The 15,242-nt window shown below is 71.7% G+C and carries 13 protein-coding genes; 5 read left to right on the top strand and 8 right to left on the bottom strand.

Features of this window, described 5'->3' with window-relative positions:
* The 4 genes from ACIPK4_RS05945 (at position 1) to ACIPK4_RS05930 (ending at position 4,743) form a co-directional block, all read left to right on the top strand.
* Complete coding sequence (locus ACIPK4_RS05945) at positions 1 to 414, top strand: roadblock/LC7 domain-containing protein (RefSeq protein WP_008739857.1); 414 nt, start codon at positions 1 to 3, stop codon at positions 412 to 414.
* Between the two features lie 93 nt (positions 415 to 507).
* Positions 508 to 1,065: a DUF742 domain-containing protein gene (locus ACIPK4_RS05940; RefSeq protein WP_054223561.1), complete on the top strand. Its 558-nt coding sequence runs from the start codon at positions 508 to 510 to the stop codon at positions 1,063 to 1,065.
* The gene (locus ACIPK4_RS05935; protein WP_037792108.1) at positions 1,046 to 1,627 is read left to right on the top strand and encodes an ATP/GTP-binding protein; all 582 of its coding nucleotides are present in this window, start codon (positions 1,046 to 1,048) and stop codon (positions 1,625 to 1,627) included. The genes ACIPK4_RS05940 and ACIPK4_RS05935 overlap by 20 nt, the downstream gene beginning before the upstream one ends.
* 86 nt (positions 1,628 to 1,713) lie before the next feature.
* Positions 1,714 to 4,743 carry an NACHT domain-containing protein gene (locus ACIPK4_RS05930; protein WP_402309555.1) on the top strand — a complete coding sequence of 1,010 codons (3,030 nt, stop codon included), beginning with the start codon at positions 1,714 to 1,716 and terminating at the stop codon, positions 4,741 to 4,743.
* Positions 4,744 to 4,766: 23 nt separating this feature from the next.
* On the opposite strand, the gene ACIPK4_RS05925 is transcribed toward ACIPK4_RS05930, so the two are convergent.
* Together ACIPK4_RS05925 and ACIPK4_RS05920 are read right to left on the bottom strand one after the other, a co-directional pair.
* On the bottom strand, positions 4,767 to 4,967 hold the full coding sequence (locus tag ACIPK4_RS05925) for an acyl-CoA carboxylase subunit epsilon (protein WP_054223563.1): 201 nt from the start codon (positions 4,965 to 4,967) through the stop codon (positions 4,767 to 4,769).
* 23 nt (positions 4,968 to 4,990) lie between these two features.
* Positions 4,991 to 6,574, bottom strand: coding sequence for an acyl-CoA carboxylase subunit beta (locus tag ACIPK4_RS05920; RefSeq protein WP_054223564.1), 1,584 nt, complete (start codon positions 6,572 to 6,574; stop codon positions 4,991 to 4,993).
* A gap of 254 nt (positions 6,575 to 6,828) precedes the next feature.
* Between ACIPK4_RS05920 and ACIPK4_RS05915 the strand changes: the two genes are divergently transcribed.
* Complete coding sequence (locus tag ACIPK4_RS05915) at positions 6,829 to 7,440, top strand: YceI family protein (protein ID WP_054223565.1); 612 nt, start codon at positions 6,829 to 6,831, stop codon at positions 7,438 to 7,440.
* Between the two features lie 34 nt (positions 7,441 to 7,474).
* Here ACIPK4_RS05915 and ACIPK4_RS05910 read toward each other — a convergent pair whose 3' ends face one another.
* From ACIPK4_RS05910 to ureA, 6 genes are all read right to left on the bottom strand, one after another.
* Positions 7,475 to 8,821, bottom strand: a complete 1,347-nt coding sequence (locus tag ACIPK4_RS05910) for a hypothetical protein (protein WP_402309553.1) — start codon at positions 8,819 to 8,821, stop codon at positions 7,475 to 7,477.
* A 73-nt stretch (positions 8,822 to 8,894) separates the two neighbouring features.
* Complete coding sequence (gene cimA, locus ACIPK4_RS05905) at positions 8,895 to 10,517, bottom strand: citramalate synthase (RefSeq protein ID WP_402309551.1); 1,623 nt, start codon at positions 10,515 to 10,517, stop codon at positions 8,895 to 8,897.
* A gap of 336 nt (positions 10,518 to 10,853) precedes the next feature.
* Complete coding sequence (locus tag ACIPK4_RS05900; protein ID WP_402309550.1) at positions 10,854 to 11,462, bottom strand: TetR/AcrR family transcriptional regulator; 609 nt, start codon at positions 11,460 to 11,462, stop codon at positions 10,854 to 10,856.
* A gap of 29 nt (positions 11,463 to 11,491) precedes the next feature.
* Positions 11,492 to 12,529 carry an agmatine/peptidylarginine deiminase gene (locus tag ACIPK4_RS05895; protein ID WP_402309548.1) on the bottom strand — a complete coding sequence of 346 codons (1,038 nt, stop codon included), beginning with the start codon at positions 12,527 to 12,529 and terminating at the stop codon, positions 11,492 to 11,494.
* Positions 12,530 to 12,539: 10 nt separating this feature from the next.
* On the bottom strand, positions 12,540 to 14,273 hold the full coding sequence (locus ACIPK4_RS05890; protein ID WP_402309546.1) for an urease subunit alpha: 1,734 nt from the start codon (positions 14,271 to 14,273) through the stop codon (positions 12,540 to 12,542).
* Positions 14,270 to 15,109 (bottom strand): urease subunit gamma, encoded by an 840-nt coding sequence (gene ureA / locus ACIPK4_RS05885; protein WP_402309544.1) that lies wholly within the window; start codon positions 15,107 to 15,109, stop codon positions 14,270 to 14,272. The genes ACIPK4_RS05890 and ureA overlap by 4 nt, the downstream gene beginning before the upstream one ends.
* Positions 15,110 to 15,242 lie beyond the last annotated feature (133 nt).

Raw genomic sequence — 15,242 nt, 5'->3', positions numbered from 1 at the left:
ATGAGCCAGGCGGCACAGAACCTGAACTGGTTGATCACCAACTTCGTGGACAACACCCCAGGGGTGTCCCACACGGTGGTGGTCTCCGCCGACGGCCTTCTTCTGGCGATGTCCGACGGATTCCCGCGCGACCGCGCCGATCAGCTGGCGGCCGTGGCCTCCGGTCTGACGTCGCTGACCGCCGGAGCCTCCCGCATCTTCGAGGGTGGCGCCGTCAACCAGACCGTGGTCGAGATGGACCGGGGATTCCTCTTCCTCATGTCCGTCTCGGACGGATCCTCGCTCGCGGTGCTCGCGCACCCCGAGTGCGACATCGGCCTCGTGGGCTACGAGATGGCCCTCCTTGTGGACCGGGCAGGCAGTGTCCTCACCCCGGAACTGCGTTCGGAGCTGCAGGGAAGTCTTCTCAACTAGCAAACAGGCAGTGCGTTTCGCGTCATCGCACCATAGGGTGCGGTGGCGCGGTTCCACAGGGAGTACTGCGTTCTTGGAGTCGGAGGAGGAAACGTGACAACACCCGGAGGTCATCCTTATGGCGGCGCTCAGCAGCCGCAGGGTGGGCAGCACGACCAGAACCGCTTCAACTTCCCCTCCTCTCCCAGCCGGCCCATGCCGGAGCACAATCCCTACCAGCAGCAGCCGTACGGCCAGCCCCAGCAGGTCCAGCCGCCTCACCGGGCTCCTCAGCAGCCCCGGCGGGGCGTCCCCCAGACGCCCAAGGCCCACAACCCGCTGGTGCGCCCGTACGCCATGACCGGCGGCCGTACCCGGCCGCGCTACCAGCTCGCCATCGAGGCGCTGGTCAGTACCACGGCCGATCCCGCGCGGCTGCAAGGGCAGTTGCCCGAGCACCAGCGCATCTGCCGTCTGTGCCAGGAGATCAAATCCGTCGCGGAGATCTCGGCACTTCTCTCCATTCCTCTTGGTGTCGCCCGCATCCTCGTCGCCGACCTGGCGGAGGCGGGCCTTGTCGCCATTCACCAGCCCGGCGGCGACGAGTCTGCCGGCGGCCAGCCAGATGTGACACTGCTCGAAAGGGTGCTCAGTGGACTTCGCAAGCTCTAACGGCGGAGCGGCTCGCTCCACCACCTCCGCGAAGATCGTGGTGGCGGGCGGCTTCGGCGTGGGCAAGACCACGTTCGTCGGCGCGGTCTCCGAGATCAACCCGCTGCGCACCGAAGCCGTCATGACGTCCGCGTCCGCCGGCATCGACGATCTGACCCACACCGGGGACAAGACGACCACGACGGTCGCCATGGACTTCGGCCGCATCACCCTGGACCAGGACCTGATCCTGTACCTCTTCGGTACCCCCGGTCAGGACCGGTTCTGGTTCATGTGGGACGACCTCGTCCGCGGTGCCATCGGTGCCGTTGTCCTCGTCGACACGCGGCGCCTGGCGGACTGCTTCCCCGCGGTCGACTACTTCGAGAACAGCGGCCTGCCGTTCGTCATCGCCCTCAACGGGTTCGACGGGCACCAGCCGTACACCCCGGAGGAAGTCCGTGAGGCGCTGCAGATCGGCCCGGACGCCCCGATCATCACCACCGACGCCCGCCACCGCGCGGACGCCAAGAGCGCGCTCATCACCCTCGTCGAGCACGCCCTCATGGCCCGCCTGCGGTAGGCACCGGAGGCAACCTCCCTGTCCGGAACGCCGGGAACCCGTCACGGGTCCCGGCGTTCTGGTTTTTAATGGCCCGGGGGGTGCCGATGAGTGCCGAGGCGGCGGCGGTCAATCTCGGGCGGATCCTGGCGACCCGTGCGGTGGGCCTGTGGCTGGGGCCGCGCCGTCGGGAGCAGGAGAGCGGCTCGCCGATGTCGGAGCTGATCCGGGTCCGCGTGCCGGGGCTGCGCGCGCAACGCGGCCTGGAACGGCAGTTCGAGCAGATCGCGGACGCGGTGGCGGCGCGGCTGGAGCCGCTGATGACCCACGAGTTCCGGGACCTGTCCCCCGCCGGCCGGCAGTCCGCGCTGGACGCGGTCGGCGACACCTTCGCCCGCGCCGACCTCTCGGACGAGGCGATCATCGGCGCGGACGCCGACCCCGCGGAACTGGCCCGCCGGATCCGCCGCGCGGTCCCGGCCCCGGCCGGCCTGGACGAGCCGGCGGCGGCCCTGTACGAGGTGCTGCTGTCCGAATGCTGCACCTGCTACGTACGCGTCCTGCGCCACCTGCCGGTCTTCACGGAGCGCGCGGTGGGCGATCTGCTCTCCCGCACGACGTCCCTGGCCGCCGAGGTGTCCCGGATGCTGGAGCGACTCCCGGTGCGCTCTCTCTACGCCCCGGACGGTGAGGACCGGGACGGGACGTTCCGCCACGAGTACCTGGAGCTGATCAGCCGCTCGCTGGACGAGATCGAGCTGTTCAGCTTCACGTCGGAGCGGGCGGCCCGGACGAGACTGTCCGTGGCCTATGTCAGCCTGCGCACGGCGGGCGAGCCAGAGCAGGGCCCCCGGCTGCGGGCGGGTGGGGAGGACGCGCATGGCAGGCGGGTGGAGGCGGCGCTCTCGGACTCCTCCCGCGTACTGCTGCGCGGCGAGGCGGGTTCGGGGAAGACGACCCTGCTCCAGTGGCTCGCGGTGACGGCGGCCCGCCGCGCCTTCGAGGGACCCCTCGCCGACTGGAACGGCCTGGTTCCGCTGCTGGTGACGCTCCGCCGGTACGCGGGCCGCGAGCTGCCCCGGCCCGAAGCCCTGCTGGACCAGACGGCCGGTCCGCTCACCGGCCACATGCCCACCGCCTGGGTGGACCGCGAACTGGCGGCGGGTCGGGCCCTGCTCCTCGTGGACGGTGTGGACGAGCTGCCCGCCGAGGAGCGCGGCACGGTACGGGAGTGGCTGCGTGGGCTCCTGCACGCCTACCCGGACAACCGGGTGGTCGTCACCTCCCGCCCGACGGCGGCCCGGAGCGACTGGCTGCGCGCCGAGGGCTTCCTGCCGGTGCAGCTCGACCGGATGCGCCCGGCGGACCTGGCCGCGTTCATCCGGCAGTGGCACGAGGCGGTCCTCGACCGGAGCGACCACCTCCCCCACTACGAGCGGTCGTTGCTGGCCGCACTGCGGGACCGGCCGCACCTGGAGTCGCTCGCGTCGACCCCGCTGCTGGCGGCCCTGCTGTGCGCCCTGCACGTCAACCGGCGGGGCCAGCTGCCCCGCAACCGGATGGAGCTGTACCGGATCGCGTTGGAGATCCTGCTCCAGCGCCGGGACGCCGAGCGCTGCGTCCCGAGCGCGGCCCGGGTGCGCCTGTCGCTGTCCGACCGGCTGCGCCTGCTCCAGGACCTGGCGTGGCGGCTGTCCGACAACGGCCGCAACGAGATCTCCTCCGAGCGGGCGGCCGTGCACGTGCACTACGCCCTCCACGCCATGCGCCATCTGGAGGGCGTGGACGCCTTGGCGGTGCTGGAGCACCTGGTGGCCCGGTCCGGTGTGCTGCGCTGCCCGGCCGAAGGGCGGGTGGACTTCCTCCACCGCACCTTCCAGGAGTACTTGGCGGCGGCCGACGCGGCCGCCCAGGACAACATCGGCAACCTGGTGGGCCGTGCGCACCTGGACGCCTGGCGCGAGACGATCGTGATGGCGGCGGGTCACGCCAATCATCCCCAGCGGGTCGAGCTGATCGAGGGGGTCCTGCGGCGGGCCGCCTCGGAGCCGCGTCACGCCCGGCGGCTGCGGCTGCTCGTGGCGGCGTGTTCGGAGACCATGGACGCCGTACCGGACGAGGTGCGCGATGCGCTGGACGACACGCTCGCGTCCGTGGTTCCACCACGCCGCGTCACCGAGGCGGCGTCCGTGGCCGGGGTGGGCGGGCCGGTTCTGCGCCGGTTGCCGCGATCCTTGCGGGACCTGTCCGAGGCGGAGGCCAAGGCGGTCGTCCGGACCGGCGCACTCATCGGCGGCACGGACGCGCTCGGTCTGATGGAGGGGTGGGCCGATGACGGCCGGGCGGCGGTCGGGGCACAACTGGCCCTCGAATGGGAGTACTTCGATCCCGCCTCCTATGCCCGGCGGGTACTGCGGCGCCTTCCGCTCCGGGACACCTGGCTGTCCCTGACGCACCCCACCCAGTGGGATCCGCTGCTCTCGCTGCCCGAGGCGCGCAAGGTGGCCGTCCAGTACCCGTTCACCCGCGGCCTCGGCGCCACGGCGGAGCTGGGCGAACTGGACCTGCTGTGGGTTCCGGCGCTGCGGGACGACAACGACCTGTCACCGCTGGGCGTGCGAACGGGGCTCACGAACCTCTCGGTGTGGGGCGATGTTCCGCTGCACGACCTGGGGCCGCTGCACGAGCTGCCCCTGCTGACCAACCTGCAGCTCCAGGAGTGGCCGTCCTTCCCGGACCTGACCCGGGTGCCCGATCCGCCCGCACTGGAGGGTCTGGGGGTGGGGGTGCTGGCCGAGGACACCGATCTGTCGGTGCTGACCGCCCGCCGCGGCCTGCGCTGGCTGATCGTGCAGGGGCACGGGACACCCCGCGGGTTCGCCGAGCTGGGCCGGCTGGAGGAACTGCGCTCGCTCCACCTGTCGCGCTACGACCTGAGCAGGTGGCTGCCCTTCGTGAGCACCGCCCCGGTCCGGCTGCGGACCCTGTCGCTCAGCAACTGCGTGCTCCCGCACGACCTGGGGTGCCTGGCCGTGTTCGGCCGGCCGCGCGTGTACCTCTACGGCTGCCGGACGGCCGACGGCCGCCTCCCGGACCGGGAGTCGGTCCCCGAGGGGATCAAGGTCCGGTTCCGGTGAGGCGGCCGTCGGTGGGAGCGGGGTCAGCCCTGCCAGCTGTGCGCGGTGCGGAAGCCGGGCGTGCGCTCGAGGCGGCGCCAGCGGGCCTGGGAGCCGATGCGGTGTACCGGGCGGCCCTCGGGGGTGGCCGCGGCGCGGGCGAGCAGGATCGCGGTGATCGCGGCCAGCTCCTCGGGGGCGGCGTTGCCCTTCTCGACGCGCAGCAGGGTGTCGGTGTTCGCCATGGGTGGCAGGTCTCCTTCGCTTCTTACTGCGGCGGGTTGCCGTGCTTGCGGGACGGCAGGTCGGCGTGCTTGCTGCGGAGCATCGCCAGGGCGCTGATTAGGGTCTCGCGGGTCTCGGCCGGGTCGATGACGTCGTCGACGAGGCCGCGCTCGGCCGCGTAGTACGGGTGCATCAGCTCGGCCTTGTACTCCTTGACCATGCGCGCGCGCATCGCCTCGGGGTCCTCGGCCTCGGCGATCTGCTTGCGGAAGATCACGTTGGCGGCGCCCTCGGCGCCCATGACCGCGATCTCGTTGGTGGGCCAGGCGTAGGTGATGTCGGCGCCGATGGACTGGGAGTCCATGACGATGTACGCGCCGCCGTAGGCCTTGCGCAGGATCAGGCTGATCCGCGGGACCGTGGCGTTGCAGTACGCGTACAGCAGCTTGGCGCCGTGGCGGATGATGCCGCCGTGCTCCTGGTCGACACCCGGCAGGAAGCCGGGGACGTCCAGCAGCGTGATGATCGGGATGTTGAAGGCGTCGCACATCTGGACGAAGCGCGCGGCCTTCTCGGAGGCCTCGATGTCGAGGACCCCGGCGAGGTGGGCGGGCTGGTTGGCGACGATGCCGACGACCTGGCCGTCGAGCCGGGCCAGGGCGCAGACGATGTTGCGGGCCCAGCGCTCGTGGATCTCCAGGACGTCGCCTTCGTCGACGAGCTCCTCGATCACCTTGTGCATGTCGTACGGCCGGTTGCCGTCCGCCGGGACCAGGTCCAGCAGGACGTCCGAGCGCCGGTCGGCGGGGTCGGAGGTCTCGTGGACCGGGGGGTTCTCCCGGTTGTTGGAGGGGAGCATCGAGATGAGGTAGCGCACCTCGGAGATGCAGGTCTCCTCGTCGTCGTACGCGAAGTGCGCGACGCCGGAGGTCTCGGCGTGCACGTCGGCGCCGCCGAGGCCGTTCTGGGAGATCTCCTCACCGGTGACGGCGCGGACGACGTCGGGGCCGGTGATGAACATCTGCGAGGTCTCGCGGACCATGAACACGAAGTCCGTCAGGGCCGGCGAGTACGCGGCGCCGCCGGCGCACGGGCCCAGCATGACCGAGATCTGCGGGATGACACCCGAGGCCTTGGTGTTGCGCTGGAAGATGCCGCCGTACCCGGCGAGCGCGGAGACGCCCTCCTGGATACGGGCGCCGGCGCCGTCGTTGAGGGAGACCAGCGGGGCACCGGCCGCGATGGCCATGTCCATGATCTTGTGGATCTTCGTGGCGTGGGCCTCGCCCAGCGCACCGCCGAAGATCCGGAAGTCGTGCGCGTAGACGAAGACCGTACGGCCCTCGACGGTGCCCCAGCCGGTGATGACACCGTCGGTGTAGGGCTTCTTGCCCTCCAGGCCGAATCCGGTCGCCCGGTGGCGGCGCAGCTGTTCGACCTCCTTGAAGGAACCCTCGTCGAGCAGCAGCGCGATGCGCTCGCGCGCGGTCAGCTTGCCCTTGGCGTGCTGCGCCTCGGTCGCCCGGTCACTGGGTCCACGCCGCGCCTGCTCGCGCAGGGAGTGCAGCTCGGCCACGCGCCCGCGGGCGTCCGTCGGCTCGCTCGGAGTCTGGTCCACAACGGTCATGTATCGACCTTACGAAGCGGTCGATGAAAAACCTCCGTTGATTCCGCACAGTCTCGGGTGTGTTCCGCTGTGCGGCCCGGACAGAACCGCCACGTGATGTGCGGACACCACCAGGCAGGGCCGTCGCTCTTTGTCGCATGTCCACAAAACCGCCCGACACGCCGCCGAGATGTTGAAATTTGAACGGAATGGGTCTAGCGTCTTTCTCGTTGAACATTAAACCAACAAGCGCCAACCCTCCCGAGGAGCAGATCATGGGCATCTTCAGCCGCCGCAACCAGGACAGCACCGCCACCACCGTCGCCACCCTCGACGTGGACCCGGCGCTGGCCGCCCTCACCGGCGACTACGTCATCGACGCCTCCCACAGCAGCATCGGCTTCACCGTCCGCCACGCGATGGTGACCAACGTCCGCGGCAGCTTCACCGACTACACCGGCAGCCTGCAGCTGGACGGCGGCGACCCGTCCCGCTCCGCCGCCACCATCGAGGTGAAGGTGGGCTCCGTGGACACCGGCATCGCCGACCGCGACGGCCACCTGCGCAGCGGTGACTTCTTCGACACCGAGACCTTCCCGCTGATGACCTTCCGCTCCACCGAGGCGGCCCAGCTCGGCGGCGACAAGTACCGCATCACCGGCGAACTGACGATCAAGGACGTGACCCGCCCGCTCTCCATCGACCTGGAGTTCAACGGCTCGGCCACCGACGTCTACGGCAACGAGCGCGTCGGCTTCGAGGGCTCCGCCGAGATCCTGCGCTCCGACTGGGGTCTGACCTGGAACGCCGCGCTGGAGGCCGGCGGCGTCATGGTCAGCGACAAGGTGAAGCTGACCTTCGACATCTCGGCCATCAAGCAGGCCTGACCCGCCCGACGCCGCCGGGGCCCGGGGGCGGCCGCTAGAAGCCGCCCCCGCCGTCGAACCCTCCGCCGCCGTCGAAGCCACCACCGCCGCCGAAGTCCCCTCCCCCGAAGTCGGAGGGGTTGAAGTCGGCGCCGGAGTAGTCCCCTCCGTCGTAGCCGCCCATGTCGGAGGCGTAGGCCGGACCGGACATCATCGAACCGAGCATCGTGCCCACCAGGAGACCGGGCAGGATGCCGCCGCCGAAGTAGCCGCCCGCCCAGGGGCCGTACGCCGGGCCCGCGTCGTAGTAGGGACGCGGGCCGTAGTCCGTGTCGACGGTACGCACCATCGGGTCCCTGCCGTCCCGCAGGCGCACCGCGTCCGCCGCGCACACGGGCACGGTACGCGCCGCACCGCCGGCCGGCGCCCAGTCGCGGTCCTCGGTGCTCGGCCCGTGCCGCGGGTCGAAGAAACAGGGCGCCCGGCGCTCGGGCAGCGGCCTGCCCTGACGGCGCGCATCGAGGGCGGCCAGCGCGAACCGGCCGTCCTCCAGGGCCTGGGTCACTCCCCTGACCTCTTCCGGGTGCTGTACGGAGGCCATGATGTCCTTGGCCTTCTCGTACGAGTCGAGGGCCTGCTCGTAGTCCCTGCGCATGGCGTCGTCCGCGCCGGGCTCTGCGGGGTGGAAGTCCAGCCGGTCGAGCTCCTCGCCGAAGGCCGTGATGTCCTCGTCGACGACCACGCGCAGCTTCTCGACGGCCTCGCGCTCCGCCTCTTCCTTCTTCTTGCGGTTGCGGCGCACCAGGGCGTAGGCACCGCCGCCACCGATGAGGGCCACCGCGCCGAGCGTGATCAGCCCGCCGGCCGGGACCCCATCGGAACCGCCCGTGGGGCCCCAGGAGGCCGGGGCCCTGCCCTTGACCTGCGTCAGGGCCTGGTCGACGAAGTTGTCCAGCTCCGTGCCCGCGTCGACGGGCCCGCCGGCCTTGACGGCGTCGGTCAGGTTGCGGACGGCGTTGACGGGCATGACCGCCCGGTCCGCGCCCGCGTTGAAGCCGTCGCCGAGCCGGATCGCGTAGAGCCCGGTGATGCCGGTCTCGGCCCGGACCGTGCGCAGCACGCTCTCCGCGGGGAACTCGGACGTGGCCGGCAGCACGGCGACGAACACCGGCTTCCCGGCGTCCTTGATCTTCTTCGCGAGCGCGTCCGCCTTCGCCTTGGGCAGCTGCGCCGCGGCGCGCGGATCGACGTAGACCGGTCCCTCCTTCAGGGCCTCCGCCACGGCGGCGGGCCCGGTGGCCGCCGCCGCCTGCGGGGCGGCCACGAGGGCGGTCGCGGACAGGCCCAGCAGCAGGGCGGCCAGCAGCCGACCGGGACGTACGGATATCAGCCTGGTCCTCATGTCCCCGACGCTACCGGAACCGCCCTTTTCCCGTGTGAGGTGGACATAAGCCCCGCGGCTGTGCCGGACCGGGCTACTCGGCGGGTTCGACGCCCGCGTGGAGGAGGCCGTACGTGAAGGCGTCCTCCAGGGCCTGCCAGGAAGCGGCGATCACGTTCTGGGCGACGCCCACCGTGGACCACTCGCGGGTGCCGTCCGTCGTGGCGATCAGGACGCGGGTCGTGGACTCCGTGCCGTGCTTGCCCTCCAGGATGCGGACCTTGTAGTCGATCAGCTCGAACTTCGCGAGCTGGGGGTAGAAGCGTTCGAGGGCGACCCGCAGCGCGCGGTCCAGGGCGTTGACCGGGCCGTTGCCCTCCGCCGTGGCGACGATCCGCTCGCCCTTGGCCCACAGCTTGACCGTGGCCTCGTTGGCGTGGGTGCCGTCCGGGCGGTCCTCGACGATCGCCCGCCAGGACTCCGTACGGAAGTACTTGCGGGCGCGCCCCTCGACCTCGGCGCGCAGCAGCAGTTCGAAGGAGGCGTCGGCGGCCTCGTACGTGTAGCCCGAGAGCTCCCGCTCCTTGACCCGCTCCACGACCCGGGAGACCAGCGCGCGGTCCTCGCCGAGCTCGACGCCGAGCTCCTTGCCCTTGAGCTCGATGGAGGCGCGGCCGGCCATGTCGGAGACCAGCATCCGCATGGTGTTGCCGACCCGTTCGGGGTCGATGTGCTGGTACAGGTCCGGGTCGACCTTGATCGCCGAGGCGTGCAGGCCGGCCTTGTGCGCGAAGGCCGAGACGCCGACGTACGGCTGGTGCGTGGAGGGGGTCAGGTTCACGACCTCGGCGATCGCGTGCGAGATGCGGGTCATCTCGGCGAGCGCGCCGACGGGCAGCACCTGGCGCCCGTACTTGATCTCCAGCGCGGCGACGACCGGGAAGAGGTTGGCGTTGCCGACGCGTTCGCCGTAGCCGTTCGCGGTGCACTGGACGTGCGTGGCGCCCGCGTCGACGGCGGCGAGGGTGTTGGCGACGGCGCAGCCGGTGTCGTCCTGGGCGTGGATGCCCAGGCGTGCTCCGGTGTCGGCGAGCACGGTCGCGACGACCGCGGTCACCTGGGCCGGCAGCATCCCGCCGTTGGTGTCGCAGAGGATGACGACGTCGGCGCCGGCCTCGTGGGCGGTGCGCACGACGGACTTCGCGTACTCGGCGTTGGCCCGGTACCCGTCGAAGAAGTGCTCGCAGTCGACGAAGACGCGGCGGCCCTGGGCGACCAGGTGGGAGACGGTGTCGCGGACCATCTCCAGGTTCTCGTCGAGCGTGGTGCGCAGGGCGAGCTCGACGTGCCGGTCGTGGGACTTGGCGACCAGGGTGATCACCGGCGCGCCCGACTCCAGGAGGGCCCGCACCTGCGGGTCCTCGGCGGCCGAGCCGCCCGCGCGCCGGGTCGCGCCGAAGGCGACCAGCTTCGCGTGCTTGAAGTCGATCTCGGCGCGGGCGCGGGCGAAGAACTCGGTGTCGCGGGGGTTGGCACCGGGCCAGCCGCCCTCGATGAAACCCACTCCGAAGTCGTCCAGGTGCCGGGCGATCGTCAGCTTGTCGGCGACGGTGAGGTTGATGCCCTCACGCTGGGCGCCGTCGCGCAGGGTGGTGTCGAAGACGTGGAAGCTGTCGTCGGGGCCCTGAGCGGCCGCTGTCGCCTCTGTCGTCGTCATGCTGATCTGACTCCTGTCGGATGAGTGGTTCCGGATGCCCGCCCTGAGGCAGGCCGCCGCCACTGCCCCCATCATCGCGCGCGCTCCGGCCCCGGCAGGAATGGAGCCGGGAAACGAAAAGACCCCTCGCGGGTGCGAGAGGTCTGCGCGCGGGTCTGGGGCACGATGGCCGCTGCCGCGAAGTTCTTCCACGGTTCAGCGATCACTGCGGACCGGCGCGCTGCTGTCCATAATCACGAGCTGAGCAAGCACGCTCGCAGTGTGCCACACCGCTCGCCGTCCGTGGACGGCGATCTCAGCATGCGGGCAGCCCTGGTGGGCTAGGGCGTCAGGGCGTCAGGACGTCAGGGCGTCCGAGAGGAACTCGCGGACGTGCTCCAGGATGCCCTCCCGGGAGAGGCCCGGCAGGCCGACGGCGACCTGGATGCTGAACCCGTCGAGCAGCGCCCGCAGCCGGGCGCCGAAGCGGTCCGGGTCCACGGGCCGGAACTCCCCGCGCGAGATCCCCTCGGCGAGCAGGGCCACCAGGTCGCGGTGCCAGGCGCCCTCGATGGCGGCCTGGCGCTCCCGTTCCTGCGGGCCGGCGTTCTGCGAGCGGTTCCAGACCTCCAGCCACAGGGTCCAGTGCGGGTCCCGGGCCTCTTCGGGCACGTAGAGGTCGACGTACGCCCGGAGCCGCTCGCCGGCCGTGCCGCGGCGGGACAGCAGGGCCCGCCGCTTCGCGCCGAGGGCCGCCTCGCTCCACTCCAGGGTCTGCAGCAGCAGCTCGTCCTTGCTGCCGAAGTAGTAGAGGAGATGGCCGCTGCTCATACCGACCTGGCGGCCCAGGCCGGCCATGGTCAGGCCCTCCAGGCCGCGCTCGGCGATCGTGGCCATGGCGGCGACGAGTACGTCCTCGCGCGGCGGCGCGTTCTTCCGCACCGCGCGCACTCCACCCGCCGCCATGGGCCACTCCTTCGTCGATCCGCCTCGGGTCAGACCTTCGGCTGCTGCTGGGTGATGCAGTGGATACCGCCACCCCCGGCGAAAATCGTACGTGCGTCAACGAGGGTCACGGTCCGCTCGGGGAACAGGCCGCGGAAGATCTCGGCGGCCTCCTCGTCGCGCGGGTCGTCGAACGCGCACAGCACCACGCCGCCGTTGCACAGGTAGTGGTTGATGTAGGAGTAGTCCACCCACTCCCCGTCCTCCTCCAGCACGGTCGGCGCCGGGATCTCCACGACCTCCAGCTGCCGGCCCCGTGCGTCGGTGGACGCGCGCAGGATGGCGGCGATGGTCTTGCAGCGCTCGTGGTCCGGGTGGGCCGGGTCGGGCTGGGTGTGCACCATCACCACGCCGGGGCGGGCGAAGGCGGCCACGATGTCCACGTGGCCCTGCGTGCCGTAGGTGCCGTAGTCGCCGGCCAGGCCGTAGGGAAGCCAGATCGCCTTGGTGGTGCCGAGGTGGGCGTGGATCTCCTCCTCGACCTGCTGGCGGGTCCAGTCGGGGTTGCGCCCGGCGCCCAGCTGCACGGTGTCGGTGAGGAGCACGGTGCCCTCGCCGTCGACGTGGATGGCGCCGCCCTCGTTGACGAGGGGGGTGCTGTACGTACGGGTGCCGACGAGGTCCGAGACGTGCCGGGCGACCTTGGAGTCGTGCTCCCAGCGGGCCCACTCCTGGGCGCCCCAGCCGTTGAAGGTCCAGTCCACGGCGGCGAGCCCGCCGGCCCCGTCGGTGACGAAGGTCGGGCCGATGTCGCGCATCCAGGCGTCGTCGAGCTCCCGCTCCACCAGCTGTACGTCGTCCCCGACGATCGCGCGGGCGCTGTCGGCGTCACCGGGCGAGACGACGAGGGTCACCGGCTCGTACGCGCGCACCGCGCGGGCGACGGCGCCCCAGGCCTCGCGGGCCTCGGCGAGCTGCCGCTCGTCGGTGAAGGTCGGGTTGGGGCTGGGCCAGGCCATCCAGGTGCGCTCGTGCGGCGTCCACTCGGCGGGCATCCGGAATCCGTCGGCGGCGGGCTTGTTCGTCATGGCGGGGTCCTTAGAGGAAGTACAGGCGGTTGAGGGAGACCGAGTCGGCCGCTTCGGAGCGCAGGGGGTCCCCGTCGAGGGTGACGAGGCCGCTGCGCGCGTCCACGTCGACCGCGCCCGTCCGGGAGTTGAGGAGGAGGTTGCCCGGGCCGATGCCGCGCGTGCCGCGGACGGCGACCCGGCGGCGGCGGGTCGGCATCTCGTCGCCGCCGAGGGCCGCCGCGGCGGCCGAGACGAACGCGACGGAGATGTCGGCGGCGGTGGCCCCGTACGAGCCGAACTGCGGCCCGAGGACCAGCGGTTCGCAGGTGTCGGTGGCCGCGTTGGGGTCACCGGTGACCCCGTACGCGGGGAAGCCGGACTTCAGGACCAGCTGCGGCTTCGCGCCGAAGAACTGGGGACGCCACAGCACGATGTCGGCGAGCTTGCCGACCTCGATGGAGCCGATCTCGTGGGCCAGGCCGTGGGCGATGGCGGGGTTGATGGTCAGCTTGGCCATGTAGCGCAGGACGCGGGCGTTGTCGTCGCCTTCGCCGTCGCCCTCCAGCGGGCCGAGTTCGCCCTTCATCTTGGCGGCCATGGCGAAGGTCCGCCGGATGGTCTCGCCGGCGCGGCCCATGCCCTGGGCGTCGGAGGAGGTGATGCCGATCGCGCCCAGGTCGTGCAGGACGTCCTCGGCGCCCATGGTGCCCGCGCGGATCCGGTCGCGGGCCATGGCGGCGTCGCCCGGGAGGTCCGGCTTGAGGTCGTGGACGGAGACGATCATGCCGTAGTGCTCGGCGACCGCGTCCCGGCCGAAGGGCAGGGTGGGGTTGGTGGAGGAGCCGATGACGTTGGGCACGCCGGCCATCTTGAGCACGTTGGGGACGTGTCCGCCGCCGCAGCCCTCGATGTGGAAGGCGTGGATGGTGCGGCCGTCCAGGACGCGCAGGGTGTCCTCGACGGACAGGCACTCGTTGAGGCCGTCGCTGTGCAGGGCGACCTGGACGTCGTGTTCCTCGGCGACGCGCAGGGCGGTGTCCAGGGCGCGGGTGTGCGCGCCCATGTCCTCGTGCACCTTGAAGCCGCAGGCCCCGCCCTCGGCGAGCGCCTCGACCAGCGGGGCGGGATCGGAGGAGGAGCCTCGGGCCAGGAAGCCGATGTTGACGGGCCAGGCGTCGAAGGCGTTGAAGGCGTGCTTGAGGGCCCACGGGGAGTTGACGCCGACGCCCCAGACCGGGCCGAACTCCTGGCCGATGATCGTGGTGACGCCCGCGGCGAGCGAGGCCTCCATGACGCGCGGGGACAGCAGGTGGACGTGGGTGTCGACGGCGCCCGCGGTGGCGATGAGCCCCTCGCCGGAGACGATGCTCGTGCCCGTGCCGACGACGACGTCCACCCCGTCGAGGGTGTCCGGGTTGCCGGCCCGGCCGATCGCGTGGATCCGGCCCCCGCGGATGCCGACCGAGACCTTGCGGATGCCGAGGACGGCGTCGATGACGAGGACGTTGCTGATGACGACGTCACAGGTCTCGCGGACGGCGGCGGCCTTCAGGTGCAGTCCGTCGCGGGCGGTCTTGCCGAAGCCCGCGAGGAACTCGTCGCCCGGCTTCTGGGCGTCGTGCTCGACCCGGACGGTGAGCCCGGAGTCGCCGAGCCGGACCCGGTCCCCGGCGCGGGGCCCGAAGACGGAGGCGTACTCGCGGGGGTCGATGTGCCGGCTGCCCGGCGCACAGTGGTCGCTGTGCCTGGTCTGCTTGCTCATGCGGAGGTCCCTCCCGCGTGCGGGCTGTCGGTGTCGGGGGTGGCGGCCGCCCCGGGGGCCGCGGCGGCATCGCCCCGGGCCGCATCGCCCCGGGCCGCGTCGCCCTGGGCCGCGTCGGCCCCGGCCGCGTGGCCGTCATCGGTGTCCTGGTGGACCTCGGCGCCCAGGTACCCGCATGCCGCCGCCCTCTCCAGCGCGAGCGATTTGGCGCCCGGCGCGTCCAGCGGACCGTCGACCAGCCCGGCGAAGCCGATCGCGATGCGGTCGCCGCCGATGGGGACGAGGGCGATCTCGGCCTCGCCGTGCGGGTCGAACCGTACGGACGAACCGGCGGGCACGCACAGCCGCATGCCGTAGGCCGCGGCGCGGTCGAAGTCGAGGCGCGGGTTGGCCTCGAAGAAGTGGAAGTGGGAGGTGACGCTGACCGGCACGGGGGCCGTGTTGCGCACGTGCAGGTGCAGCGCCGGCTCCGGCTGGGGGGCACCGGGACCCGGAACGACCGCCCCCGGGGCGTCGTCGCCGAGCAGCGCCGCACCGCGGATCGGGGCCGGGACCACCGCGAGCCGGGAGCCGTCGTCGAATACCGCCTCCACGTGCACCTCGGTGACCACGTCGGCCACGCCGGGCAGCACATCGTCCGGGCCCAGCACGCTGCGGGCCTCCTCGATGGCCTCCGCGAGCCGCTTGCCGTCGCGCGCGGCCTCGCAGACCGTGTCCGCGATGAGCGCGGTGGCCTCCGGGACGTTGAGCCTGAGACCGCGGGCCCTGCGGGCCCTGGCCAGTTCCGCGGCGCTGCGCAGCAGCAGCCGGTCGCGCTCCGTAGGGGTCAGCCGCACGCCGATCCACCACCTTTTGAGTCAATGGGTTAGAGCATCACTCTAACTCTTCATTTCCCTGCAATGAAGCATTGACCTGAGACCTGGGCTTAGGTCACATTGAGTGTCGTTCAAACATCTGCGAACCACCCCC

Source organism: Streptomyces sp. NPDC086989, assembly GCF_044745505.1.
GTDB lineage: Bacteria > Actinomycetota > Actinomycetes > Streptomycetales > Streptomycetaceae > Streptomyces.
This window is presented reverse-complemented; position numbering and strand designations above follow the sequence as displayed.

Bases quoted from the DNA above. Each gene is read 5' to 3' on its own strand.
- ACIPK4_RS05945 (WP_008739857.1), top strand. From the start codon at position 1: ATGAGCCAGGCGGCACAGAACCTGAACTGGTTGATCACCAACTTCGTG.
- ACIPK4_RS05930 (WP_402309555.1), top strand. From the start codon at position 1,714: ATGAGTGCCGAGGCGGCGGCGGTCAATCTCGGGCGGATCCTGGCGACC.
- ACIPK4_RS05925 (WP_054223563.1), bottom strand. From the start codon at position 4,967: ATGGCGAACACCGACACCCTGCTGCGCGTCGAGAAGGGCAACGCCGCC.
- ACIPK4_RS05920 (WP_054223564.1), bottom strand. From the start codon at position 6,574: ATGACCGTTGTGGACCAGACTCCGAGCGAGCCGACGGACGCCCGCGGG.
- ACIPK4_RS05915 (WP_054223565.1), top strand. From the start codon at position 6,829: ATGGGCATCTTCAGCCGCCGCAACCAGGACAGCACCGCCACCACCGTC.
- ACIPK4_RS05910 (WP_402309553.1), bottom strand. From the start codon at position 8,821: ATGAGGACCAGGCTGATATCCGTACGTCCCGGTCGGCTGCTGGCCGCC.
- cimA (WP_402309551.1), bottom strand. From the start codon at position 10,517: ATGACGACGACAGAGGCGACAGCGGCCGCTCAGGGCCCCGACGACAGC.
- ACIPK4_RS05900 (WP_402309550.1), bottom strand. From the start codon at position 11,462: ATGGCGGCGGGTGGAGTGCGCGCGGTGCGGAAGAACGCGCCGCCGCGC.
- ACIPK4_RS05895 (WP_402309548.1), bottom strand. From the start codon at position 12,529: ATGACGAACAAGCCCGCCGCCGACGGATTCCGGATGCCCGCCGAGTGG.
- ACIPK4_RS05890 (WP_402309546.1), bottom strand. From the start codon at position 14,273: ATGAGCAAGCAGACCAGGCACAGCGACCACTGTGCGCCGGGCAGCCGG.